This window comes from Geomonas sp. RF6, assembly GCF_021044625.1.
GTDB lineage: Bacteria > Desulfobacterota > Desulfuromonadia > Geobacterales > Geobacteraceae > RF6.
This window is the reverse complement of record NZ_CP087999.1, coordinates 969,376-995,777: the sequence shown is the minus strand read 5'-3', so window position 1 is coordinate 995,777 and position 26,402 is coordinate 969,376. Positions and strand designations below refer to the sequence as shown.

Sequence of the window (26,402 nt, the reverse complement as noted above, 5' to 3'; positions counted from 1 at the left end):
TAATTGCGCCGGTGCAGGTGGACGGGGAGGTGGAGGTGGGGCACGTGCGAAGCTCGGCAGCTACCAGGCTTACCCTGAAATTATATGAGGATTCCGGGGGAGCCCTATGTATAGAGTGGAAATCATGCATATGCCTTTCCTTTAGCAGAGCAAGAACTCGAATGTCCCCTCCCTTTCAAGGGGAGGGACAGGGTGGGGATGGGGTAGAGGTCGGTTGCCTGCCAACCCCATCCCCCTCCTGTCCTCCCCCTTGAAAGGGGAGGGACGCGCTGCCGACGGATCAGCTTTGACTATCTTCTCCCCGGCGCCCGCCGGTGGAGGGGGCGCAAAGCCGCGTCCAGAGGGCTCTCGCGAGCGCGAAAAAAGGGGGCGTGCCATTGCGGGGGCCCTTTTGTCCGATAGACTCTTGCCAGAAGGAGGAGTCACATGTTCAGCGGGATTACCGGCAATGTCCTCATCTTCGGGCTGGTGAGCTTTTTCACGGACGTCTCGAGCGAGATGATCTACCCCTTGCTCCCCGTCTTTCTCACCACGGTACTCAGCGCCGGTCCGGCATTCCTCGGGGTGATCGAGGGGGTGGCGGAGTCCACTGCGTCCTTTCTCAAGCTCTACTCCGGCGTCCTCTCGGACAAGGTCCCGCAGCGCAAGGGTCTGGTACTTTTCGGCTATTCGCTGTCGGCGATCATGCGCCCCCTCATCGGCCTTGCCACTTCTCCTTTTGCAGTTCTCCTGATTCGCTCCGCAGATCGCATCGGCAAGGGGGTGCGCACCTCCCCGAGGGACGCACTCATCGCGGATTCCGTGGAGGCGTCCTTCAGGGGGAAGGCGTACGGCTTTCACCGCTCCATGGACCACGCGGGCGCGCTTCTCGGTCCTCTTGTCGCCACCGTCATCCTAACCTGGTTCGCTCCCAACAACCTGCGCCTGGTCTTCTGGCTCGCCGGCATCCCTGGCATCCTCGCCGTCCTTCTCATCATCTTCAAGGTCACCGAGGTGCCGCGCGCGGAGAAGAAGTCGAGCGTCTTCCGCCTCGGCGTCCTCCCCGCCGGGCCGGTGAGGACCTATCTCCTCATCCTCCTCCTTTTCACCCTCGGGAACTCTTCCGACGCCTTCCTTCTCCTGCGGGCGGGGACGCTCGGGGTGCCCGCCTCGCGGATCCCCCTCCTGTGGGCGTACTTTCACCTGGTGAAGATGCTGTGCACCATGCCTTTCGGCATGCTCTCCGACCGGGTCGGCCGCCGGGGCGTCATCGTGGCCGGGTGGTGCGTCTATGCCCTTTCCTATCTCGGATTCGCTTTCGCCACCAACGAATTGCAGGTGTGGTTGCTCTTCGCGTTCTATGGCGTCTTCTACGGCCTAACCGAGGGTGTGGAGAAGGCATTCATGGCCGACATGGCCGATCCCGCACTCCGCGGGGCGACCTTCGGCTGGTACAACTTCGCCATCGGAGTAGGGGCACTGCCTGCGAGCATGATCTTTGGATTTATCTGGCAGCGCGCCGGCGGCGTGGCTGCATTCCTCTTCGGCGCGGGGCTCGCGGCTGTCGCTGCTGTGCTCCTGCTGGCGCTGGTACGCCCTCCGGAAAGGGTCTCCTGATCCCGGCGCGGGGGAAAAGCCCCTTCAGAATCTCCCCCCGCTGCTCCCGCGAACCTGCATCATGTCAAAATGGTGACCTCTTCATCCTTCCCTCGAGCTCGCAGCTGCGGTAGCTTCATTGCCTGCCGCCCACTTTCCATCGCCTGACAATAACCACCCTCTTCTTAATTTCCTCCAGCTCATTTCAAGAAGTTGCTCCAGCACATCCCACTCTTTCAACTAGCCGAAATGATGTCTCAGAGGCTCATGCTCGTCCTCACGGCTCTGTGGTCTCACTATGTAACAAATTAAGGTAACCGTAATATTAAAATGATTATCTTTCTTCGGAGCCGGCCGATGACTTCCTCAGGTCCTCTTCCTCTCAATGATTATATTTCTCTCAAATTGGCGAAAAACTTGTCCTAAGTCATTTTTTTTCTAAAGTATCCGCCCCGCTCTCCGAGGAGTGTGTAAACACCACGTGCAGACCTATTTCTGCGCGTGAGCAATTGGAATGAATTAATGCAATGCACCTCCCTTCCTTTAAGTATTCTCCCATACCTCAGATGAGGAACAGATAAATAGTAGTAGCAGTTGTTGGATAAAAACAGGCCGAGCAGACAAATCGAGCCACCTGGACCCGGAGAAGCTGATGCACCTGATAGGTTGCCAGCTCGACTTGCGCAGTACCACGCTTTCCGGCCCAGCGGGCACAGCAAGGAGCTACGAAACGATGTCTATCAAAAGAAATGTGGCGGCAGTCGTGCTGCTGATACTCTCCCTCCTCGTTGCCGGGTGCGGCGGCGGTGGCGGCGGCGGTACGGCAACGCCTGCGGCCCCCTCCACCTTTACCATTTCCGGCAGGACGATTCTCAACGGCTCCGGCCTTTCCGGCGTAACCGTCACCATAGCGCAGGGAAGCGCCGTCTCCACGGCGACTACCGATGCTTCCGGCATCTTCCAGGGGGGTGTCGCCGACGGCACCTATACCATTACCCCCGCTCTTGCCGGCTACACCTTCGCCCCCGCCAGCCAGACGATCACCGTGTCGGGTGGGAACCTCTCCGTACCGCAGAACTTCAGCGCAACGGCGGCTGCAACCTCCTTTACCGTATCGGGCAAGGTCACCGTCGGCGGTACCGCGCTTCCCGGAGTTGCCGTAACCATCGCCGGCGCGAAAAGCGCGAGCACGGTCACGGACGGCAGCGGCAACTATTCCTTCAGCGGCGTGCCCAACGGCCTGTGCACCGTCACCCCGGTCCTTTCCGGTTACACCTTCTCCCCGCTCAGCCGGACCGTTACCGTGAGCAATGCCGACCTCACCGTCTCCGATTTCGCGGCGACTGCCACCCCGCCGGCGACGACCTTCACCGTCTCCGGAAAGGTCACCTTAAACGGCAGCGGGCTTGGCTGGGTCAGCGTGCAGATCTCCAGCATGTCCGGGCTCTCCGGAAACCTCATCACCAACGCCACCGGGAACTTCAGCTTCACCGACGTCCCGAACGGCGACTACACCATAACCCCGGCGATCAACGGATACATCTTTACCCCCGCAAGCCGGACCGTGACCGTTACGAACGGCAATGCCACGGTGGCAGATTTCACGGCAGCATCGACCGCCGGTTCGACCGGCAGCGTCACCTTCACCTGGTGATCCGCTCCCCCTTCCGGGGGCGCCCCGTCCGCTTCGCGGACCGTAACGTGACCGTCGCATTTCACACAAGAAGCAGCAAGGAGGGAGTCCTGTATGTGGATTAGCTGGAAAAGGTACTGTGTTGGAGCTCTGATGCTCGCCTCTTTGTCACTCATTCTCTCCGGGTGCGGTGACTACGGCGGGTCGGCTTCGACGACCGCACAACCGACTCCCGCCACGAAAGTAATTTCCGGTTTCGTCTCGGATGTCACCACCGGTCTGCCGGTTATCGGCGCCTCGGTGACCGCCTATGCGGTTAACTCCGCCGGCGTGCAGGAAACCACCCCCCTGAGCCTTGCCCCCGAGAGCGTTCTCAGCGGGACCAACGGAAGCTACACCATAAAGATTCCGGAGGCGTATGCCGGGTCCGTCATCGTCGAGGCGACGATCACCCCCGCAACCCTCGTCTCCAAGCTCGCCAGAGCCCTTGCCCTCACCACCGGCACGAAGATCAGGTCGGCGGTCCCGGGGACGGTGGTGTCCCAGCCGACTCTCCCGCCGGTCATGGTGAGCTTCGCCACCGAGGCGGTCGTGAAATTCCTCGAGGCGAACGTGCAGGGGGCGACCGTGGCCACCGGCTTTACCGCCACCGGCCTCAGCGCCGACAACATCGAGAAGGCGACTCTCGTGATGGAGACCTTCTTCGGGCAGAACTTCACCCAGACTCCGCCCCCGAAAAACGAGCTGGAGATCGCCAGCAGCACGAAGGCGCAGCAGGATCTCCTCGTCATGACGCAGGCGCTCAACTCCGTCGCCACGACCTCCAACGTCACCATGACGGACCTTGTGACCTCCATCGCCACGACCGGTATCGGCTCCGCGGCAACGGCGATCCAGACCGCCATCTCCACCACGGTAAACGTCTCCCTCGCCGGCGTCGTCCCCCCCGAGTACACGACGAGCCAGGTCATCACCACCGCAATCACCAGTGCCGCGACGAAACCGGCGCTCCCCCCCGATCTCACCGACACGACGGCGCCGACCGCTCCGGCGAACCTCGCCGCGAACAGCACCATCGCCACGAAGGTGAACCTCACATGGAGCGCCTCTACCGACACGGCACTCGCAGGGTACACGGTCTACCGCTCCGTCGCGGGGGCCCCCTTCGAGGCGATCGACACCGTGGCGAAGGAGACCACAGCATACTCGGACCTTACCGTCGCCGCCCAGACGAGCTACCTCTACCGCGTCGTCGCCTTCGACGCCTCCCGCAACCTCTCGGCTCCGAGCAATGACGCGAGCGTGGTCACCCCGGCGGCAACTCCGGTCGACCCGAACCCCATTCCGGTGGTGTACAGCGTGACCGGCAAGATCACCGCAAACGGCGTCGGACTCGCCAACGTCCTCCTTACCATCAGCGGCTCCGGCACCGGGACTGTGGTCACCGGCACGGACGGCACCTACAACATCCCGGTCCTGAACGGCACCTGCATCATCACCCCGTCCCTCTCCGGCTACCTCTTCACCCCGGCGAGCAAGACGGTGGACGTGAACGGCGCGAACGTCTCCGGCCAGGACTTCACCGCGACCGGCAGCGGATCCGGAAGCGTGGGGACCGGCTACCCGAGCGGCACCGTCACCGGCGGGGTCACTTACCCGAACGGGATCGTCACCGGCTCGGTGAGCTACCCGGTGAGCACCGTCATCGGCGGGGTCACCTACCCGGCGGGGACGATCATCGGCGGCATCAGCTACCCGAGCGGCGTGGTCATCGGCGGCGTGACCTATCCGACCGCCACCGTGATCGGCGGGGTCACCTACCCGACCGGGACCGTCATCGGCGGCATCACCTACCCGAACGGCGTGGTCATCGGCGGCGTGACCTATCCGGCAGGGACGATCGTCGGCGGCGTCGCCTTCCCGGTGGGGGCGGTCACCACCGGTCTCACCTACCCGAGCGGCACCGTCATCGGCGGCGTGATCTACCCCACGGGGACGGTAACCGGCGGGGTCATCTACCCCGGCGGGACGCTGATCGGCAGCGTGACCTACCCGACCGGCACCATCATCGGCGGGCTCACCTACCCGAGCGGCACCGTCGTCGGCACCCTGCGCTACCCCACCGGAACCGCCATCGCCTCGGTAACCTACCCGAGCGGGAGCGTGGTAGGGAGCGTGACCTACCCGACCGGTACCATAGCCGGGGCGGTTGCCTACCCGAGCGGCTCCGTGACCGGGGCGCTCTTCTTCCCCTTGGGCGAAACGCTCCTCTTCTAGGGGCAGGGTGAAACTGTCAGCGCAACAAAACGAGTGACTGGAGTGAAAAAAATAAGCAAAGGAGGGCTTAGCTCAAGGAAGGTCATCGATTGCAATAGAAGCGGAAGTTATGAAATTTCAGTCGGCAAACAAAGAGTAAAGGAGAGTAGCAAGATGAAAAAAGCTGGCATCTGTAAGCTGAAAAACCTGCTGATCGTCATGTTCCTGCTCGCAGTCACTGGCTGCGGCGCAAACAGCAGCAGCGTCACCGGTTCCCCCTCCGGAGTCGGCAACGCCTCCCTCGCAGCTAACCTGCAGTGGGGGACTACTACGAGCGGTTCCGGGGCAAGGGCTCTTGCCGCACCCGCCGGCGTGGCAAAACTCCGCCTCGCTGTCACCGGTTCCACCATTCCTGCCGTGAAGAAAGACTTCGACGTCTCCGGCGGGGCAACCTCCGGCCAGGTTGACGGCATCTATGCCGGCAAGAACCTCACCCTGACCGCCCTCGCACTCGATTCCACCGGCGCCGTCCTCTATGAAGGTTCCGCTTTCGGGATCGACCTCGCTTCCGGCGAGAACAAGAACGTCGGCACGATCTCCATGGTGCAGCCGCACACGAGGACCGCTGACGCTCCGTGCCTCTCCTGCCACGAGACCGTCTCCGACAAGTTCTCCGGCAGGAACCTGATCGCAGATTTCAAAGCGTCCGCACACTACACCAACGACAGCTCCACCGGCTGCGTCGGCTGCCACGGCGCAAACCACAACGACACCAACCCGGTTGCCAGCGGCAAGTGCTTCAGCTGCCACACAACCCTCGGTGCCAAGCACCAGAACGCTGCCTCCATCGGCAACGATACCCCGGCACGCTGGCTGAACGGCACCAACACCAACTGCAACGCCTGCCACCAGTCCCACAATCCGATCAAGGGTATCGGCTTCCAGGAGCGCAAGGACTGGGCCGCTTCCGGCCACGGTGACGTGAACGGCGCCGCATGGGCTCACTACGACTTCACCACCAGGGACACCTGCAACGCCTGCCACACCACCACCGGCTTCCTGAAGGCGCTTGACAACAACTGGAACGACACCACCAAGCTGAGCTCCACCGGCTCCGGCAAGGAAGTTGCCGCCTGCAACGCCTGCCACGCCAGCAACGACTTCAAAAACGGCGGCATCCGCACCATCGCAGGCGGCTACAAGGCCGGCATGGGCGGCTACGGCGCAGGCGCCAAGGCAATCATGACCTTCGCTGACGTCGGCGAGTCCAACGTGTGCATTCCGTGCCACGCTTCCCGCGAGAACGGCGACTCCATCAGGGCAACCGTCACCACCACCGGCACCAGCAGCTTCAAGAACCCGCACTACCTCGCTGCAGCGGCAGTCTTCTACGGCAAGGGCGGCTTCCAGTTCTACACCTCCGGCGTCCGCTACAACACCTACGGCGCTGCCGGCAAGATCGGCCGCACCGCTAACTGGAGCCACGGCAAACTCGGCATCGACAACTACACCACCACCACCAGCGCCACCGTCAAGGCTTCCGGCGTGATCTACGACTCCGGCAACAAAGGTCAGTGCGTGTCTTGCCACCTCGGCCCGAAGAACACCCACACCTTCGGCGCTGTTGAGACCGCAAAAGCGACCTTCGGCACCTCCGTCAACACCAGGGGCTGCTACGGCTGCCACACCGGCACCGACATGTCCATGGAGGCCTTCGTCGAGGAAGAGAAGGAAGTCTGGGATCGTATGTTCGACTTCCTGACCTGGCAGCTCCAGCAGTACAACATCTACTACAACGACGCCAACAACCCGTACTTCTTCACCGCTCCGTACGTGACCGGCGGCACCAACACCGCCTTCACCGCCTGGAACACCCCGGTCGGCAACAACGTGGTCAACTCCCAGAAGACCATGGGTGCAGCCATGAACCTGAAGCTCCTGAAGGCGGAGAAGGGCTCCTTCGTGCACAACCGTAAATTCGGCCGCGCACTCATCGCCGACTCCCTCATCTACCTCCAGAACGGCACCGAGGGTGATCGCTCCGTCATCTCCCCGACCCAGAACGGCGTCATCAACTTCACCGCTTACTCCACCGCTCGCCCGGTCAGCTACCCGGGTCAGGTCGGTGCAAACGTGAGCATCACCGTTCTCAAGTCGTACCTCACCAGCGCAGTCACCGGCGGGTACGTCAGGAAGTAATCGCAACCCGGATACCCCCCGTCCCGCAAGGGGCGGGGGGACTTCCGGCAGATTTTCGGGAAGCGCCGCCACTCCGGGGCGCTCTCTCCTTGCCCCCTCCCGCAGGGGAGGGGGAATTTTTTCAAAGGTGCCGGTAAACGGCGCCGCCTCCCCCAAGGCATCACCCGGAAAGATCCTGCACTATCTGTCGCACCAATGATCGAAAAGCCGGACGCAGCACGTTTCACCGCCGTACCTCCAAATGTGCCTACAACACTCCCCTGCGAAAGCGGGGGCGGTTTCAGGATAGCAGCAAAAAGAGACATCGCCTGACAGCTCGAGGACTGGAGAGATCCCATGAAAAAAGTACTGACACGCCTCTTTACAACCGTATCGCTCCTGGCCTTCCCCGCCGCCGCGGTCGCGGAGACCACCGTCGACTCGACGACCGTCTTTCGCCTCTTCCAGGACAGCCGCGCCGGATATGACACGAAGGAGTTCGCCCCCGCACTGCAGTTTTTGGGGCTGGACGTAAACGGCCTGCACGGGGGGGACCTCTCCCTGCACTTCTACGGCTGGGGGCGGGTCGATCTCGCCGAGAAGAGCTACAACAACCAGCAGGCGGATGGAAACCTCACCTACGGCTACGCGCAGTACCGCTTCAAGGCGGCCAACGCCCAGGCGCGCGCCGGCCGCTTCTTCGTGCACGAGGGGATCGTCAACGAGCAGGTCGACGGCGTGAGCGCCCGCACCGACCTTCCGTACGGCTTCGGCCTCTCCACCTTCGGCGGCGCCACGGTGCACACCACCGACATCCCCGGGGAGAGCACCGACGGGAAGGGTGACGCGGTCTTCGGCGGGCGCGTCAACTACCGCTACGGCGGGCTCCTGGAACTCGGCCTCGCCGGCGTGTACGAGACGAAGGCCCCCACCCTCACCTCCACCGCCTATGCAGGGCGCTTCGGCGACCACCGCCTCGTGGGGGGGGACATCTGGCTCTCTCCGCACCGCATGGTGCAGCTCATGGGGCGCACGAGCTACAACACGGAGACCTCAGGCATCGCCGAGCAGAGCTACCTCCTGCAGCTGACGCCGCTGAAGGATCTCGTGGTGACGGGCGAGTTCAACGACTACCATGACCGCGACCTCTTCTACTCGTCGGCCTTTTTTGCGGGGCTTCTGAACGGGAACAACCTGAACCAGGACTCCCGCTCCTACGGCGGCACCGCGACCTACACGGTGAACAGCCAGGTCGAGGTGGGGGGCGACTTCAAGCACTACACCCGCGACATCGGCAAGGCGGACCGCTTCGGCGGAGAGGTGCGCTACGCCAACGCGAAGAATGCGGTGCGCGCCGGGGCCGGCTACCACTACCTGCGCACCAGCCCCGACTTCGCCATCATCCCCTCCTCGGACGCTTCCGGCTCCTTCCACGAGGTGCGCGGCTACGCCATGCGCGACACGAAGAGCTACTTCACCGCGCTCGATCTCATCGGCTACTTCTTCAAGAAGGACGTGAAGGGGCGTGACGCCGCCTGGGAGGCGACCGGATCGGTCGGGTACCACTTCACCCCTGCGCTCGCCATTTCCGGCGATGTAAGCTACGGCAGCAACCCGCAGTACACAGACGAGTTCAAGGGGCTGCTGCGCCTCACCTACACCATGAAAACAGCCGCAAAAGGAGACACGAAATGAGACGCTCCCAGACCGTAACCGCCCTGTTGCTGGCCGGGCTGGTCTTTGCCCTTGCTGCCTGCGCCCAGTTGAAGGCGCTCCCGAACCTGCCGGCCAGCCACCCCGAGGAGCTGGCCACCGGGCCGGTGAGCTGCACCGAGTGCCACGAGGACCAGCAGAAAGGGACGATGAAGCCGTTTTCCGCCTTCAACCATAGCCGTGCCTTCATCGCCAATCACCGCTTCTACGCCTCCAGCGGCAACGACGTGCTCTGTGCCAGCTGCCACAAGGTTTCCTTCTGCGCCGACTGCCACACGAACCAGACGGAGCTGAAGCCGTCCCTCAAGAACGCCTTCAGGCCGGACCGGATGATGCCGCACCGCGGCGACTACCTGACGATCCACAAGATCGAGGGGAAGGTCGATCCTGCGAGCTGCTTCCGTTGCCACGGCAGAGCCAACAACGAGCGGTGCGTAACCTGCCACCGATAGGAGAGGTACATGTCTAGCCTGACTTCCTGGTTAACAAAGATGACCGTGCTGTGTGCAACCGCGCTCCTCTTCGCCTGCAGCAGCGGGAACAACAGCAGCAGCGCACCGGTGGTGACCGACTACAACGGCAATCACCCTGCGGACTGGGTGACCAGCCACTATTCGGCATACAAGACGTCCATCGCGGGGGGAGCAACCTCTTCGTGCACCGAATGTCACGGCAGCGACCTCAAGGGGGGGATCTCCAAGGTGAGCTGCTTCACGGCACAGCTCGCCAACGGGATGCAGTGCCACGCCACCCGCCTCGGGCACCCGGAGAACTGGGCGAACCCGACGATGCACGGAAAAGCCGGCGCCATGGGCGCCCCCGGTCTTTCCACCGGCTTTGCCTACTGTGCCACCTGTCACGGCTCCGACCTGAAGGGTGGGGCAGGGAAGGCGGTATCGTGCTATTCCTGTCACACCAGCGCTCCGCACCCGGCGAAGCCGTGGATCGGCGGGGGGCTTACCCATGCCACCACCTCGCCGGCGAACGCGGCGCTCTGCTTCCAGTGCCACGCGGGGGGGAGTAACTACGGGGCGGTGCTTGCCTCGACTCCGCTCCCCTCCAGCCCGGCCGCTCCGACTCCGGACTGTTTCAACAACACCATGTGCCACGGCGGGAACGTCGCGCCGCCGCACGTGAAGGGGGTCGCCTACATGCAGGGGGGGCAGCACGGGGCCGATGCCGCCGGGAAAAACTCCCCCGAGCTCGGGATCGCCACCTGCAGGTCGTGCCACGCCGGCTCCGGCGCCCGCTTTAACCTCGGGACGAACAACATGTCCAACGGCTGTGAGACGTGCCATGCTGCGTACACCGCCCACCCGACCCCGTGGCTCCCGGCTCGCGCCGGAAGCTCCAGCGAGATCCCGAAACCGGGGGGGGTGCCGAACACCACGAGCCACGCCACGGTCCCGGTAGCGCAGCTCACCACCTCGTGCACCATGTGCCACGGCGCGGCTCTCGACGGGATAGGGGCGAAGGGGAACGCACCCTCCTGCCTCTCCGCTTCCGCGAAGTTCGGGATCAGCTGCCACGTCAGCAGCCCGGTAGCAACGCCGAGGGGATGCGCATCGTGCCATGTCGCGACGCCCACCTCCGGGGCTCACGCGAAGCACCTCGCCCTTCCGGGTGTGACCTGCGACGCGTGCCACACCGGCGGCGGCGTCGACGCCACCACGAGCCTCGGGCGGGCGCTGCACGCCAACGGCACGGTGAACGTCGCCTCCGCGGGGTACTGGGGCAAGACAGGAACCTTCGGGCTCAACTCCGACAAGACCTGCTCCAACGTGCGCTGCCACGGAGGGGGGGATCCGGTGACGCACAAGACCCCGGCCTGGACCGGCACCCTCAACGTGGCTGAGTGCGACAAGTGCCACGAGCAGGGGAACTCGGGTAACACTCCGCAGACCCCGCAGTTCAACAGTTACTACTCCGGTCTGTACAACCAGGTCACACCGGCGGTGAACCTGCACCAGTTCCATATCACTGCGGGGTACGCCTGCACCGAGTGCCACACCATGACGGAGACGAACCACTTCTCGGGTCTGGCCTCCCCCGGCTTCGAGGCCCCCGGCAACACGGTCGTATCCGCGAAGATCACCGGCGGCTACGACAAGAACCTGGCCCGCTGCAGCGGAGTCGTCTGCCATACCGTCGTCCCCCCGACCTCCCTCTGGCGCTAGGCAGGCCAGGTCATAGCTGAAAAAGGAATGCCCCTCCTGTTGCCGGGAGGGGCATTCCTTTTTCCTTTTGACACGCCTGCGCAGAGAGACGGTCGGACCGTCCCCTCACCCCTTGCGGGGGAGGGACAGCTTCATCCACCCCCTGACCCCCTCCCGTCAAGGGAGGGGGACCTTCCTGCCGCTGGCGCCCCGGTATTCCTTTCATCAATCCCTCTGCCGTCCATGATGTAGGCCGGGATAAGCCGGAGGCGTTCCCGGCGCTGCGGTGCATGAGTCGCCGGAAACGCCGGCGCTTATTCCGGGCTACACTTTTCTTTGCAGCACGCATTGCAGGCGTTTGAAAAGTTGTTAAGCTTGGCTGCGAAATATTAGCGTGGAGTTAATGATAGGGGGGCGTCATGCTAATTAGGGTCGTGTACTGTGATGGCGAAACCGGGCTGGTACGTGCTTCCGAGATAGAAAAACTGATCAAGACAGACGAGATCTCCGCCTTCTGTCGGTCCGACGGATGGGTCCGCATCGGCACCGACCCCATCAGGGAAGGGCAGGAGCCGTACGAGGGGCTCGGCAGGCGATGGTCGGACATCGCCAGCGAATCTACCAAGGCAGGGCCTCGCTACAGCTGAGGCTGTGCCTCCCTTTCTCCTTCTTCCCATAATCGACTTTCTGGTTCCCTCTGTTGAGACGTGCCCCCGGCACGTCTCGCTTTTTTTTCAGGGAGGGGCGTTCCGGCCGACTGGTCTGACTGGTCTGACTGGTCTGACTGGTCTGACTGGCGCGGCCCCGAAAGGAGAACCGTATGCCGCACCTTCTCGCTATCGACCAGGGGACCACCAGCAGCAGGACGACCCTCTTCGACTCCGCCGGAAAGGCGGTCCGCACGGCACAGCGGGAATTCCCCCAGCACTACCCCGTTCCGGGGCTCGTGGAACACGATCCGGAGGAGCTCTGGGAGAGCCAGCTCCTCACCCTCAGGGAGGTCCTCGCCTTCGCGGGGGCGGAGCAGAAAAAGATCGCCGCCATCGGCATCACCAACCAGCGGGAGACGGTCCTTCTCTGGGAGCGCGAAGGGGGGCGGCCGCTATACCGTGCGCTCGTCTGGCAGGACCGCCGCACCGCCGACTTCACCCAGCGCCTGCGCAGGGAGGGGACGGAGCCTCTGGTCCGTGACAAGACGGGGCTTCTGCTCGACCCCTATTTCTCCGCAAGCAAGCTCTCCTGGCTCCTGGACAACGTGGACGGGGCACGGGAGCGTGCTGCCCGCGGGGAGCTCTGCTTCGGAACCGTCGATTCCTTCCTCATTTACCGCCTCACCGGCGGACGCAGGCACGTCACCGACGTCTCCAACGCAAGCCGGACCCTTCTCTTCAACATCCACACCCTTTCCTGGGACGACGACCTCCTGCGCCTCTTCCGGATCCCGCGCGAGATCCTCCCCGAGGTCCTCCCGAGCGGCGCCCCCTTCGGGGAGACCGACCCCGCTCTCCTCGGAACCGCCATACCGATCACCGGCGTGGCGGGGGACCAGCAGGCCGCCCTCTTCGGGCAGGCGTGCCTCGCCCCCGGAATGGCGAAGGTAACGTACGGCACCGGCGCCTTTGTGGTCATGAACACCGGCCAGTGCGCCGCTCTCGCCGACGGGGTCCTCACCACCGTGGCGTGGCAACTCCCCCGCGAGGGGGTGTGCTATGCACTGGAGGGGTCGATCTTCATTGCGGGAGCCGCCGTGCAGTGGCTGCGGGACGGCCTGGGGCTTCTGGCCAGCGCCGCGGAGAGCGAGGCGCTCGCCAGAAGCGTCCCCGACACCGGCGGGGTCTACTTCGTCCCCGCCCTCACCGGAATGGGAGCCCCCTACTGGGACCCCTTCGCCAGGGGGGTCATCTGCGGACTCACCCGGGGCACCTCCAGGGGGCACCTGGCGCGCGCGGCGCTGGAGGCGATCGCGTACCAGACCCGCGACGCCATCGGCGCCATGGAGCGGGGGAGCGGCGTCCAGCTGCGGGAGCTCCGGGTCGACGGAGGGGCGGCGGCGAACGATCTCCTGCTGGAGCTGCAAAGCGACCTGCTCGATACCCCTGTTCTGCGCCCGGCATGCACGGAGACGACGGCTCTCGGCGCCGCACTTCTGGCGGGGATAGGGGGGGGCGTGCTCGACCTGGAGGGGGTGGCGCGGCAGTGGGCGCTCGACCGGCGCTTCATACCCGCCATGGATGCTCGTCGCAGGGAGAAGCTGTGCAGCGGCTGGCATCGAGCGGTCGATCTGGCACTGGGGTGGGATCGATTGGCTTAGAAAAACGTTCTGCTTCCTTGATATTTGTCAAAGCCATGTTAGAAAAGACAAGCATCACAAGTAGTAATGCACAGGATCATCGGCATCACCTGCATTGACTTGCACCAGGGAGGGGAATCCAGAGTCCCGCCGACTTCTTCAATTCCCCGCACGATCAAATAATCACCACAATCTTCTATAAGTACCCTTCTTTTAAAAGAAGTGCCGGCTTGTAATGTCTTTGTCTGCTCTGAATCTGTGTCGTGTCAGCCGGAATAGTAAACCCTTTCCCCTGGGCTTCCCGCCCCAGGGGAGGAATACCAATTCTAAGGAGGACATGCAGATGCACAGGGACATTCTTGAGAGCCTGCGACGTCGCTGCTGTTTGCGGTGTTAACCCGGCACGCGAGGCTGCACGGACTGTCAGCCACGGTTCCGTCACTACTTTGGAAAGGAGGGTCCGATTAATGGGGGTCAAAAAGGTTCTGGGCCTGCTTTTGATGTTTCCCTTGCTCTGTGCTTCCTGGGCACAAGCCGCGGAAATTCACGGCAGAAGCTCCACACAACTGATCTGGTACGAGAATGATCTGCTGAACAACGGGATTCACAACGGAAATGAGACCAGCGTCGAGTTGGCGGAGTACCTGAGGCTCGGTATCACCAACATCGACAAGGCCGGCAAGTTCTCCATCTACGGGTACGGACGGGGCTCCCAGGACTTCACGTCCGGCCAGGGGCTCAACGGCCGCCTCTACTACCTGTATGGCGACCTGCGCGACCTCTTCGACAACAGGCTCGATCTGCGGATCGGCCGCCAGTGGGTCAACTATGCCGCCGGGAGCGCGATCATCGACGGCTTTCTGGCGGACGTGAAGAATCTGGGCCCGGTTCCTCTCGTCTTCACCGTCATGGGAGGGCACGACGTCCGCTTCAGCCTGGACGGGGAGTTCGGCAACATAACGGACACGGCGATGGGGGCGGGGGTGGCCCTCGCCCTGAAGGACCCGCCCAAGTTCTTCCGCAATACCCAGGCCGAGTTCAGCTGGTTCAGGAGGATGCACCAGGACGAGATCATCCGCGACGTGCTGGGCGGTACCTTGACGCAGTACCTTCTGAACAACCTGAAGCTGTACGGCAACGCCCGCTACGACCTCGTGACGGAGAGCTTCAACGAGGTGCAGGGGGGAATCAAGTACTACCCGCTGTCGAACCTCGTCTTTACCGGCGAGTATTATGAGAGCTTTCCCGCCTTCGACACCACCTCCATCTACTCCGTCTTCGCGGTCGACCAGTACCAGGAAGCGGTGTTCCGCGTCGACTACACCTTCAACGACATCTTCACCGTGCACGGCGGATACACCAGGGAGTGGTTCGGCGAAGGGGCGACCGCCAACGTGTACCTCGCCGGCGTCGGAGTCCATCCGGTCGCGCCGCTGCAGCTCAACGTGGAGTTCGACCAGCGGACCGGCTATTACGGGAGCATCACCGGCGTCCTCGTCGACGCGCTCTTCGACATAAACAAGCAGTTCCAGCTCGCCGCGGGCTTCAACTGGGACGTGTACCAGCGTCAGGAGTCGACAGGGGAGGAGATCGCCCGCCAGTACTGGTTCGGCGGGAAGGCGAAGCTGGCGAAGAACATGGCGGTGTCAGCCCGACTGCAGGATGACGTCAACATTCGCTACGAGAGCAACTGGTCCGGGCGCGTCGTCCTTGACTATGACTTTTAGAAAGGGGGTGTCACTGTGAAGAGACTGCCGTTTGTCGTTTTGATCTTAGCCATGCTGGCCATGTACGCTGGGCAGGCGTTGGCGGTGAGACAGTCGCACAAGGAGTACGCGGAGATGAAGATCACCGAGTGCAACGACTGTCACAAGACGGAAGGGGTGGCGCCCAACCACACCGCCGACTGGGTTCGCAATCACCGCACCTTTGCGAGCAATGCCGGTCACACCTGCGCCGACTGCCACACCCAGGCGTACTGCCTCGATTGCCACCAGGGGGGTGGGATCAGCGCGGACCTGACCATTGAGAACTACAGGCGCGACTACGTGCCGAGGAGCCACCGCGCGGATTTCGTGAACGAGCACCCCATAAAGGCCCTGGACAACCCGCAGACCTGCTACCGCTGCCACGACCGCAACTACTGCGATGCCTGCCATGCGCGCTTCCCTCGCGGCTTCATGAGGATCAAGTCGCACATGCCGCGCGGCACGCAGGCGGGGGGGATCACCCAGAACTACGTATGGACGAACGACCACGCCACGGAGGCGAGACGTAACCTCCAGTCGTGCCAGAGCTGCCACCCCGAAGGGGACGTCTGCCTCCGGTGCCACAGCTCGAAGAACTCCACCGCGAGGATCAACCCTCATCCGAAGGAGTTCAAGGCTGGGAACTTCAAGGCCAGAAGCGACAAGACCTGCAGGATATGCCACTAGAGCAAAGCCAATCTAACAGGAGGAAAAAGGAATGAAAAAAGCCAGAGTACTTGCGTATTTTATGGGGTTGGCCGCTGTCCTTTCCCTGTGGGGGTGCGGCAGCGACAACCGTGAGACTTCCACGCAGCCGCCACAGGTCGTCGCTTCCCAGGCCTGCATCGGGTGCCACAACGGGAACACCTCCACGGTCACCGGCAACAACATTTTCCAGGAGTGGCAGCGCTCAGCCCACGCCTCTGCCGACGGCGGGGCCGGGTGCGACGACTGTCACCACGTCGACGGGCACCCGCAAAACGGGTCGATCCCGCCGCTGCCAAACAGCCTGACCTGTATCCAGTGCCACTCCAACACTGTCGCCTTCGCCACCCAGCGGGCCCACTTCTCCAACAGGACGGCGTCGTACATGGGCTTTGGCCTGAACCAGATCAACCGCTCCCTGGCGAACCCGGTCCAGGGGCAGCACTCCAACGGCTGCAACGGCTGCCACAACCCGCACGACGTCACCACCCTTTTGCCGGTGAACAGGCAGTTTGCACAGTCCGGGCACGGCCGCTTCACTGACGAGGCCTTCTCCGAAGAGGTCTTTATCGACCGCAACCCCTGTGGTCGCTGCCACACCGGCACCGGCAACAGGTACTACGTCCTGAACGGCCAGAGGGTCGCAACTGCAGCAGTCCTCGGAACCTACAGCTCCGCACTGGAAGTCGTCGGGTGCAACGGCTGCCACACCGATTACAGCTGGCAGAGGCTTTCTTCCGACACGAGGCCGGCGAACGCTGCGGCCGGTTTCACCCCGCCGACTTTCGTGACGTACTCCACCCCGTACGTCCGGTTCCCGGGTGTCAGCAAGCGCTTCCCCACCGGAATCGGCGACACCCAGCTCTGCATCCCCTGCCACGGCGGACGTGAAGGACGTGTCGGCGCGGCGGTGAACGGCCTGCCGCAGAACACCACCACCAACCGCACCATCACCACCGACCCGCACTACTATCCGGCAGCAGGTACGATGTACGCGAAGATAGGCTTCATCAACTTCACCACCCTCACCGCTCCGATAGGGACCTCTACCTATGGCAGGAGCCTCATCGCCTCTGACGATGGCGGCGGCCTCACCAGCTTCCACCGCCAGATCGGGACTCCGGCCATCACCGGCTTCGACAACCTGCCTCCGGGCAAGCTCGACAGCAGAGGCCCCTGCGTCACGTGCCACATGGCCCCCGGGACCACCGCCGGCCACACCTGGAACATCACCGGGGAAACCTTCAACGCGGTCTGCGTGAACTGCCATACTTCGGAGCTCGGAACGCCGCTCACCGCCTCCAACTTCATGAGCGTATTCGTCGATGCAAACCGCGAGCTTATGCAGAACACCCTCGGCGTCGCGGTGAAACTCCTGGAGACAAAGTACGACATCACCGTGCAGCTTGCCGACATCGAGGAGCCGCAGGAGGCAGCCTTCAGGGTGAAGAGCACCGGTCAGGCCATCAACTGGACGACATTCACGGTTCCTGGTGGCGAGACGGAGATGAGAAGGCTGAGGGGCGCGATGTTCAACATCATGGTGGGCTACCGCGAGCCGAACTCCTTCCTGCACGCGCGTACCTACATGAGGCGGCTCCTGTACGACAGCATCGACTGGCTGGATGACGGGATCATCAACCTCTCGGCAGGCGCGACGGCGCAGGCCGTAGACCCGGCGCACTTCACCAAGGGTGCCACCGCCTTCACCGACGCCACCCTCTCCGCCCTCGCCCCGGGCACCAGCGAGAGCATGACGTTCCTGATCAACTTCAGCCGCGCCACCGGCGCATGGGCGCCCGTGGAACGCCCGTAGCACTCCAGTCGGCCACACTCCGACCCCGCCTCGCAAGAGGCGGGGTTTTTTTCTTGCCATTGCACACCATCCATGACCGAGACCCTTCTGAAGAGACGGCCACTTGCCACTTTTCTCATTCTCTCCGTCGTTGCACATCTCGCGGCGCTCCACCTCCTGTCCCGATCAGGAATAATGGATCTTTCAGCTCCGGTCGGAGTGGCGAGGCAGCTCAGCGTGGAGCTCGGGGAAGAGGGAACTTCTTCATTCTCTGACGGTGGCTCGCAACGGGATGTCGATCCCGATGACGTGCACCCGGCACAGGAGGGGGCGCCGGAACCCGAGGGTGAGGGAGGAGGGGGAGGAGCGCCCGCGCCTCCGACTGACAAGGGCGAAGAACCGCGGGTGGCGGAAGAGGCGGAGCTTCCTCCGGCGCCGGACGATGGCGGCGAGGGGGGAGCGGCAGATCCTTCCGCACAAGGAGAGAGCACGCAGGTCGTAATGTCCCATCAGGCGCAGGGCAGCGCCGCGGGGACACAGCGGAAGACGCTCAATCTTCCTCCACCTCTGCGCCGGGGGAAAGAGTTCGTGCCCGCAGCGATGGAGAAGCTCACCTACCGCATTACCCTGCATGGAATCCTGATCGGTGAAGCGGTCCTTCTGGCGACAAACGAGAAGGGGGCGGTGCGCATCTCGGTGAAGGTGACCTCCTCCCCTCTCATCACGCCATTCTACCCGGTGGACGACCTCATCGAGACGCAGCTTGTCATGGGGAACTACCTCGTTACCTCCATCCGGCAACGCGAGGGGAGTTACCAGAGAAATACCGGCTTTACTCTGATGCTGCGGGAGAAGAAGGCATTCTCCACAGCGACCTTGCGCGAAGGGGTGTTCACGCCTCTGCCCCGCAGCGACGTCACCGACCTCGTCTCCGGTTTCTACTACATGCGGAACCAGCCCCTGGAGGTCGGCAAGTCCCTCTTGCTGCACATCTTCGACTCCGGAAAGTATTCCCTTGCCACCGTGGAAGTGCTCCGCCAGGAACGGGTTTCCGTACAGGGACTGGGGGATGTGGAGACACTCGTCGTCGTGCCGCGCCTGCAGACGGAGGGGATATTCCGCAGGACGGGAGAGATGCTCATCTGGCTTACCGCAGACGGCAGAAAGGTGCCGGTGAAGGTGGAAACGACGATACCGATAGGAAAGGTTCGGGCCGAACTTGTCTCATCCGAGGTCCAGAGGGAAGGGGACGAGACATTGAAAAAATAGGTTCTTCGCAAATTTCGGTAGGAGTCGCTGCAAACGTCCCCTCCCCTCCCACCTTGCGGGATGTCTTGATAATAGTGTTACCTATGTCCCCGAACGGTTGTTACCTATGTCCCCAGTCTTTACAGCGGGAAAGGCCATGGCGGGGGGCAGGTGCCGCCAGTTGAGCCCATCGCCATCCGTCGCCGAGGCTGTGTTACTGGATCCTGCTGATGAGGGTGATGTGGTAGCGGGCATGCTGGGTGATGAAGTACAGCCACTGGTACAGGTCGATCGTGCCGAGGCTGTTTACCGACATGTGAAGGATGCACAGACGTCCCTCGCCCGAGGGGATCTGTGCTAGGAGCTCGAGGATGGTGTGATACTGAGCGAGGAGTTTTTCCCTGACAGTGGAGATGCTCTCGCAGCCGGTCGGTATCATGTGGGTGGGGGGGAGCCAAAGGAAAGCATCGGGGTCCGCTATGTCCGCGAGGACAGCCAAGTCTGTCTCCCCCTCCGGCACCCGGCCTCCGGCGGCGCGCCTCAGCGCTTTCGCGGTCCCCTTGGTAGCGGTGAGGAGGAGAAAATGGTTGGCGAGGGAGACGTGCTCCAGGTGCTCCGCGACGCTCCAGGCATCCGTCCGGTCCTCCCGCGCCGCGAGCCGCTCCGCAGGGAGCTGGCAGAGCTCGTCCAGGGCGGCGAAGACCTCGGCAGCACGATCACGGACCTTCTCCATGCACGTCATAGTCACCTCCCGCATTGTATGTGGGGTCAGGCAAATCGCGGGGTCAGGCCTTGCATTTACGCATTAGGGCAAATCGCGGGGTCAGGCCTTGCATTTACGCATTAGCCTAAGTCAAATACCCAAATGCAAAGCCTGACCCCGCTCCGAAGCCTGACCCCGGTGAATTCAAGTTGTAAATGCACCACCGAATGATGCACGCAGAACTTCCGCAGGAGTCCGGTAGCCGAGGCACTTTCGTGGTCGATCGTTGACCTGTTTCACGACCTGCTGAATTTCTTCCTCTGATAGGGTCCTGAAGTCGAACCCCTTCGGAAAGTAGTGCCGCAAGATGCCGTTTGTGTTCTCATTGGTGCCACGCTGCCAAGACGCATAAGGATCCGCGAAATACACGGTAAGCCCTGTCTTAGTTTCCAGATCTTTGAATTCCGCAAACTCACTACCGTTATCAACGGTTACTGTCTGGCAGAGGATCTCGGGCAGAGGGCTGAAGCACCTCGCGCTATGATCCGTCATGGTTGCGGCCCTTCTGTCTGCGAGTCTTGCGGCAAGTAAAAAGCGGCTCTTGCGCTCAACGTACGTGGCAAGGTTTCCTGCGCCTTTCGCACCGTGCAGCGTGTCGCCTTCCCAGTCCCCAAATCGTTCTCTGGTACCAACTACTGCCGGCCTCTCCTTAATTGAGACTCGACCCGGAATGAACCGCCGTCCTGCGCAGTAGCGCGTTTGCCTACGGCGATTCCGCCTCCGACGGCGAAGATGCTTGTGAAGCTCGCCACCTTCTCTGGCGTCTAGGTAAATCCAGCGGTAGATGGTTTCATGACTGATGCGCATCGCCCGGTCCATTGGGAAATCCATTTTGAGCCTGGCGGCAATGGCTTCAGGTGGCCAATCCAGCATCAATTTCTCTTCAACGTAAGCGACCAGATCGGCGTTGTCCTGCCGCCGGAAAGACCTGGGCTGGTGACGACGTTTAAGCGCAGTGCCATGCGTGAAGGTGTACCAGTAAACTCCATCGGGGTATGTCGGGCCGTTGCGCGCAATCTCGCGCATGATGCTTGTGTGATGGCGTCCAAGCCTACGGCCGATTTCGCGAAGGCTAAATTTCGCCACCTTCAAATGGCTGATGACATATCGCTCATTTTCTGTAAGATGGGTGTGGGACATGGCGGGCTCCTCCTGGGGTATGTGTTGGTCGCGCTTCACACACTACCAGATTTGCCTGTCATGTCCTGCTTTTACATCAACTGGTGCAATTAAGAATAGAATCCACCCCCGCTGCTGTATTCGGATCCCAGTTTAGCACCTCAGTGCATTCCTTTCGCTAAATCTGCTTCAACCACAATCCTTTCCCTCCCCGATATCGCTGCGGATTTTCTGTCCGTACTGGATGTGTGAAGAGAAATATAGGAGATAAAGCCGATCTCTCACAATTTTCTTAACTTTACTCAGAGAAAACTGCCGAAATCTTTGTTACAACTTCCTCACTATACCACTGATACTGTATCAGCATCAAATGAGGGGGGTGTGAATGAGAGAAGCAGGTGTGCGCATTTCAACGGGAGTCGGTGGGCTGGATGAAATTCTGGAAGGGGGGCTGATAGCTGGCAAGACGTATGTGGTGCGAGGCGGTCCCGGGACGGGAAAGACTACTCTGGGGATGCAGTTTCTCGCGGAGGGGGCGCGGCTGGGTGAGAAGACCCTCTTCATCAGCCTGGACGAGGCCGAAGAGAGCATCCGGCAGAGCGCCCGGACGCTGGGGCTTCGATTTGACGACGTTGCCTTCCTCGACATGAGCCCTCCCTCCGACTACTTTACCGAAGTACAGACATACGACATCTTCTCCCCCGCTGAGGTTGAAAGAGAGCCGTTCGCCAACCGCGTCACCGAAGCTGTCCTCAAGCACAACCCCACCCGGGTCTTCCTGGACCCGCTCACCCAGTTCAGGTACCTCTCCACCGACATCTTCCAGTTCCGCAAGCAAGTCCTTTCCTTCCTTCGTTTCCTGACGGAGCAGGGCGCTACCGTCGTCTTTACCTCGGAGAGCAGCACTGCCCACCCCGACGAGGATCTGCAGTTCATGGCTGACGGCATCCTGGACCTCCTCTTCGACGAGGAGGGAGGACGCAGCGTCTGCGTCAAGAAGCTGCGCGGGTCCGATTTCATGGGCAACACGCACTCCATGCGGTTGAGCGTGCACGGCATGGAGGTGTATCCCCGGCTCGTTCCCAAGGCTCACAACGTGGTCTTCTCTCTCGACACCATTCCCTCCGGAGTGGCGGAGTTGGACGATCTCATTTCCGGGGGAGTCGAGAGAGGGACGGTCACTTTTCTGTCGGGCCCCACCGGTGTCGGAAAGACAACCGTCGGGCTGCAGTTCATGAAGGAGGCGGCCGAGCGCGGAGAGCGATCTGTCCTCTTTTCCTTTGAAGAAGAGGTAAGTCTCATGCTGTATCGCGCGCAGTCTATCGGAATGGACGCCCGGGAACTGGTGGACCAGGGGATGCTGCGCATAGAGCGGATCGAGCCGCTGCGCTACTCTCCCGACGAGTTCGCCAAAAAAGTGCGGAGTCAGGTCGAAGAAGACAACGTGCGCGTGGTGATGATCGACAGCGTGTCCGGCTACAGGCTCTGCATGCGCGGCAGCGAGCTTGTCGCCCATCTGCACGCCCTCTGCAAGTACCTGCAAAACATGGGCGTCGCTGTACTTCTGGCGATCGAGACGACTCAGCTGACGGGGGATTTCCGTGTCACCGACGTCGATATCAGCTATCTGTCGGACAACATCATTTTCCTCCGTTACCTCGAGATCGACGGGCATCTCCGGAAGGCGATCGGCGTGCTGAAGAAGCGGCTCAGCAATTTCGAGAAGACGCTGCGCGAATTTGAGATCACACCGCAGGGGATCCGGATCGGGGAGCCGCTGTTAGAGCTGCGGGGCATTCTCAGTGGCGTCCCTGCATGGAACAAGAGGGGTGAGGCATGAGCGGCAGCCGCGGAGCTGTACTCATCGTGGGGAGCAACAGGCGCAACCAGGACATTCTTTTCAACTTCATAACGAGCCTCGGCTATGCCGTGAGCCGCGCCGACTCCCTGGAGGATCTGGACGCCGCGCTTACCACAGGATGCCAGAGTGGATTTGCCCTCGTTGACATCACCGGCTTCGACCGGGCCATTTGGGAGCGGTGCACGAGGCTCAATGCCGACGACATCCCGCTGCTGGTGATCTCGCCTCGCCAGAGCTCGGAGGTTACCAAACTCGGCATTGCCCACGGCGCCCAGTCGGTTCTGGCGAAGCCTCTCGTGATGCGTGAACTGGCGGATACCATCCGCGGCTTCATGAAGGAGTCAGAGTAGTATGGAGAGCAAAAGGGCCACAATACTGCTGCTGCTGGACAACTGGCGTGACCGCACTCTCCTGACGGAGTGTATAGGGCAAGAGTACGACGTCTGTGCCGCCGAAGGCGATGGCGGGCCCCTTCCCGACGGGTGTGATCTTTGCGTCGTGGATGGGCCGACGCTGGCGCGGATGAAGGCGCATATCGCTGAATGGCAGCAGATGGAGGAGACCATCTACCTTCCCGTCCTGCTGCTGACGACGCGCCAGGAAGTCACTCTTATCACGGCCAGCCTGTGGCACGTGATAGACGACGTCATAACAACGCCTGTCCTGAAGGCTGAGTTTCACGCGAGGGTGGAGGTACTGCTGCGGTGCCGAAGGTTTTCAGAGGAGGTCCTCCGCCAGCGGGAAGTCCAGGCATGCCGGGAGCGGTTGCATTCCGCTGTCGAACGGGATCGCCTCATGTCAGCCATTGAGCAGGCCGGAGAGGTCATTGTCATCACTGACAGGGATGGCTCCATCCACTACGTCAATCCCGCGTTCGAAAAGCTTACCGGATACACGCGGGCCGAGGCACTCGGCTGCAATCCGCGGATTCTGAAAAGCGGAGAGCACCCCGCGGACTTTTACGCGGAGATGTGGCGGACTCTTCTGGACGGCTGCCAGTGGCATGGCCGGCTCGTCAACAAGGCAAAGGATGGAGCGATCTTCTGGAGGAGGCAACGATCAGTCCCGTCTACGACTTCGAGGGGGAGATCGTCAACTTTGTCGCCGTGAAGCGGGACATAACAGACTATCTCAGGATCCAGAACGAGAAGGAAAAACTTCAAGAGCAGTTCAACCAGGCGCAAAAGATGGAGTCGATCGGCAGGCTCGCCGGCGGTGTCGCCCACGATCTCAACAACATGCTGGTACCGATATTCGGATACAGCGACCTGCTGCTGCGGCACCTGGACAGCGGGGAGAAGCCCGCAGCCTACGTCCACAACATCATGGACGCCTGCAACCGCGCGCGCGACATCGTGAAGCAGCTTCTCGCCTTCAGCAGGAAGCAGCCGCTGGAATTCCGCAAGGTCAACCTCAACGATGTGGTGGCCAACTTCATAAAGCTTTTGCGGCGCACGATCCGTGAGGACATCACCATAGAGCTGAAGCCGGCGGCTACCCCGCTCGTGATAGAGGCGGACGTGGGCCAGATCGAGCAGGTCATCCTGAACCTTCTCGTCAACGCACAGGACGCGATGCCGAGGGGCGGGAGGCTGATCATCGAGTCGTGGAGAGCGGAACTCGACGAGATGGAGGCTGCCATCCATCAGGACGTCACCCCCGGCCTTTACTGCGTCCTTGCCCTCAGCGATACCGGCTGCGGCATGGATCAGGATACGCAGCGCCGGATCTTCGAGCCGTTCTTCACGACGAAGGAGGCGGGGAAGGGAACGGGCTTGGGGTTGGCGAGCGTCTACGGCATCGTGCGACAGCACTCCGGCTCCATTTTGGTGTACAGCGAGCCGAGGCGCGGCACGACCTTCAAGGTCTACCTCCCGTGTGCAGGTGAAACAGCCGTCGAGGCGGCAGAGTCCGGCAGTACCGAGATTGTCGGCGGCACGGAAGTCATACTTCTGGTTGAAGATGACGAGATAGTGAGATCTCTCACTGAGACCGTGCTTGGCAGTTTGGGTTACACAGTGCTTGTGGCTGAAGACGGAAAGAAGGCGTTAAAGCTTCTGGAAGAGCATGGGGGGGAGGTACAGCTTCTTCTGACGGATGTGGTCATGCCGCACATGAGTGCCAATGACCTGTATTGCTTCGTGCAGTCCAGATTCCCCGAAACTCGGATTTTGTACATGTCCGGCTATACAAGCGACGTCGTCGCCGAGACGGGACTCCTGGAGAAAGGGATCCACTTCATCCAGAAGCCCTTCTCGGTGAAGGCATTGGCCAACAAGGTGCGTGAGGTCATTGATGATACAGCACGATCGCGGTTGGGCTGGTCATGTGACGATGGCGGTGGAGAGCGAGGTGAAAGTAGGCCGGAATAAGGGAAGCGTTTCCGGCATCTGCCGGTTGAAGTAGGGCGCCGGGAACGCCATGTGCGGGGTCAGGCTTTGCATTTTCGCATTTGGCCATCAAATCACCAAATGCAAAGCCTGACCCCGCAAGTGGTGCAAATGTGACAATGTCAAGCCTGACGCCGCGCGCCGGGAACGCGTGGCGGCTTATCTCGGCCTACATCGTATGTGGCCAATGCACGTGGGACCGCAAAGTCCGCGGCTGCAACGAAAAAGCCTGTGCCCCTTCTCAGAGGCACAGGCTTTCGCTTCTTTTCACTTGTGGAAGTGAGATCTAGGTGAGGTTCCAGATCAACAACTCCTGTGGAATGTAACTCCTTTACATAGAAGGACTTAGCTCCGGGTAAATCTGTCATAGGTAGTTCATAGGTAGGATGCTACTTGTATCCGACGGGATCATGGGTGCACGTCTATTTCAGCCAGACTCTCTGCGTATTCCTTAAATTCCAGCAGTTTATCATCCGGTACCCTTTCGAGAATTGGGAGCAATTCCTTTAGGAAGGCAAACTTTTCGTGACTGAAGGCCTCGCTGTCGTAGGAGGCTCCCTCAAATCCGCGACAACTTGCTATTGCCAGCATGCACCTAAAACTCGGGACAGTTTTCTCGGGTTTAATCTGGTAAAGCAGGTCTTCGAACCTGAACCGAGGCATTTGCTCCTCCACCCCCAGCAGCCACCATATTGATACTCCGAAGAATGTCGACAATTTACTTAGAGTCGCAGTCGTTGGTTCTCCGATGCCCTTCAGATAACGCTGTACAGTAAGCAGCGTGAGACCTGCCTCGCGAGCTACGGCGCTTTGACTCTTCGCGGCCACAGCCTTCCGCAGGAGATCAACTACCCTAGGTGGTGTAACTCCGCCTCCTCTTCCCTTGCCCATCAAAACCTCTCCACACGTGCCCACTTAAAAATAAGTTGACCTCCACTTAATTATGATGTACTACACATATCCACTTATAAA

General features: G+C 61.6%; 20 protein-coding genes. 17 read left to right on the top strand and 3 right to left on the bottom strand.

The genetic code is table 11. The features are described 5' to 3' along the window. Positions 1-426 precede the first annotated feature (426 nt). The 13 genes from LPW11_RS04225 (at position 427) to LPW11_RS04165 (ending at position 19,318) form a co-directional block, all read left to right on the top strand. The gene (locus LPW11_RS04225; RefSeq protein ID WP_230996887.1) at positions 427-1,596 is read left to right on the top strand and encodes an MFS transporter; all 1,170 of its coding nucleotides are present in this window, start codon (positions 427-429) and stop codon (positions 1,594-1,596) included. 712 nt (positions 1,597-2,308) lie between these two features. Further along, on the top strand, positions 2,309-3,229 hold the full coding sequence (locus LPW11_RS04220; RefSeq protein ID WP_230996886.1) for a carboxypeptidase regulatory-like domain-containing protein: 921 nt from the start codon (positions 2,309-2,311) through the stop codon (positions 3,227-3,229). A 93-nt stretch (positions 3,230-3,322) separates the two neighbouring features. After that, positions 3,323-5,485, top strand: coding sequence for a hypothetical protein (locus tag LPW11_RS04215; RefSeq protein WP_230996885.1), 2,163 nt, complete (start codon positions 3,323-3,325; stop codon positions 5,483-5,485). 153 nt (positions 5,486-5,638) lie between these two features. Further along, entirely contained in the window at positions 5,639-7,663 is a 2,025-nt protein-coding gene (locus LPW11_RS04210; RefSeq protein ID WP_230996884.1) for a cytochrome c3 family protein, read from the top strand. A 336-nt stretch (positions 7,664-7,999) separates the two neighbouring features. After that, on the top strand, positions 8,000-9,337 hold the full coding sequence (locus LPW11_RS04205) for a hypothetical protein (RefSeq protein ID WP_230996883.1): 1,338 nt from the start codon (positions 8,000-8,002) through the stop codon (positions 9,335-9,337). Beyond that, positions 9,334-9,807 carry a cytochrome C gene (locus LPW11_RS04200; RefSeq protein WP_230996882.1) on the top strand — a complete coding sequence of 158 codons (474 nt, stop codon included), beginning with the start codon at positions 9,334-9,336 and terminating at the stop codon, positions 9,805-9,807. The genes LPW11_RS04205 and LPW11_RS04200 overlap by 4 nt, the downstream gene beginning before the upstream one ends. Positions 9,808-9,816: 9 nt before the next feature. Beyond that, entirely contained in the window at positions 9,817-11,532 is a 1,716-nt protein-coding gene (locus LPW11_RS04195; protein ID WP_230996881.1) for a CxxxxCH/CxxCH domain c-type cytochrome, read from the top strand. 398 nt (positions 11,533-11,930) lie between these two features. Then, complete coding sequence (locus LPW11_RS04190) at positions 11,931-12,158, top strand: GSU3473 family protein (protein ID WP_230996880.1); 228 nt, start codon at positions 11,931-11,933, stop codon at positions 12,156-12,158. 173 nt (positions 12,159-12,331) lie between these two features. Beyond that, on the top strand, positions 12,332-13,822 hold the full coding sequence (gene glpK / locus LPW11_RS04185) for a glycerol kinase GlpK (protein WP_230996879.1): 1,491 nt from the start codon (positions 12,332-12,334) through the stop codon (positions 13,820-13,822). 446 nt (positions 13,823-14,268) lie between these two features. Next, the gene (locus LPW11_RS04180) at positions 14,269-15,528 is read left to right on the top strand and encodes a hypothetical protein (RefSeq protein WP_230996878.1); all 1,260 of its coding nucleotides are present in this window, start codon (positions 14,269-14,271) and stop codon (positions 15,526-15,528) included. A 15-nt stretch (positions 15,529-15,543) separates the two neighbouring features. Beyond that, positions 15,544-16,236 carry a cytochrome C gene (locus LPW11_RS04175; protein ID WP_230996877.1) on the top strand — a complete coding sequence of 231 codons (693 nt, stop codon included), beginning with the start codon at positions 15,544-15,546 and terminating at the stop codon, positions 16,234-16,236. 31 nt (positions 16,237-16,267) lie between these two features. Continuing rightward, positions 16,268-18,070, top strand: a complete 1,803-nt coding sequence (locus LPW11_RS04170; protein ID WP_230996876.1) for a hypothetical protein — start codon at positions 16,268-16,270, stop codon at positions 18,068-18,070. 174 nt (positions 18,071-18,244) lie between these two features. Further along, positions 18,245-19,318, top strand: a complete 1,074-nt coding sequence (locus LPW11_RS04165; RefSeq protein WP_230996875.1) for a DUF3108 domain-containing protein — start codon at positions 18,245-18,247, stop codon at positions 19,316-19,318. A 193-nt stretch (positions 19,319-19,511) separates the two neighbouring features. Here LPW11_RS04165 and LPW11_RS04160 read toward each other — a convergent pair whose 3' ends face one another. Both LPW11_RS04160 and LPW11_RS04155 read right to left on the bottom strand, forming a co-directional pair. Beyond that, on the bottom strand, positions 19,512-20,039 hold the full coding sequence (locus LPW11_RS04160) for a DinB family protein (RefSeq protein ID WP_230996874.1): 528 nt from the start codon (positions 20,037-20,039) through the stop codon (positions 19,512-19,514). Between the two features lie 165 nt (positions 20,040-20,204). After that, entirely contained in the window at positions 20,205-21,200 is a 996-nt protein-coding gene (locus tag LPW11_RS04155; protein WP_230994357.1) for an IS30 family transposase, read from the bottom strand. Between the two features lie 364 nt (positions 21,201-21,564). Between LPW11_RS04155 and LPW11_RS04150 the strand changes: the two genes are divergently transcribed. The 4 genes from LPW11_RS04150 to LPW11_RS04135 are packed head-to-tail and all read left to right on the top strand — an operon-like array spanning position 21,565 to position 25,412. After that, positions 21,565-23,019 carry an ATPase domain-containing protein gene (locus LPW11_RS04150; RefSeq protein ID WP_230996873.1) on the top strand — a complete coding sequence of 485 codons (1,455 nt, stop codon included), beginning with the start codon at positions 21,565-21,567 and terminating at the stop codon, positions 23,017-23,019. Further along, on the top strand, positions 23,016-23,390 hold the full coding sequence (locus tag LPW11_RS04145) for a response regulator (protein ID WP_230996872.1): 375 nt from the start codon (positions 23,016-23,018) through the stop codon (positions 23,388-23,390). Before LPW11_RS04150 ends, LPW11_RS04145 begins: the two co-directional genes overlap by 4 nt. Position 23,391: 1 nt before the next feature. Beyond that, on the top strand, positions 23,392-24,150 hold the full coding sequence (locus tag LPW11_RS04140) for a PAS domain S-box protein (RefSeq protein ID WP_230996871.1): 759 nt from the start codon (positions 23,392-23,394) through the stop codon (positions 24,148-24,150). Beyond that, entirely contained in the window at positions 24,039-25,412 is a 1,374-nt protein-coding gene (locus tag LPW11_RS04135) for an ATP-binding protein (protein ID WP_230996870.1), read from the top strand. The genes LPW11_RS04140 and LPW11_RS04135 overlap by 112 nt, the downstream gene beginning before the upstream one ends. A 426-nt stretch (positions 25,413-25,838) precedes the next feature. Here LPW11_RS04135 and LPW11_RS04130 read toward each other — a convergent pair whose 3' ends face one another. Continuing rightward, positions 25,839-26,321: a helix-turn-helix domain-containing protein gene (locus tag LPW11_RS04130; RefSeq protein WP_230996869.1), complete on the bottom strand. Its 483-nt coding sequence runs from the start codon at positions 26,319-26,321 to the stop codon at positions 25,839-25,841. Between the last annotated feature and the right edge of the window lie 81 nt (positions 26,322-26,402).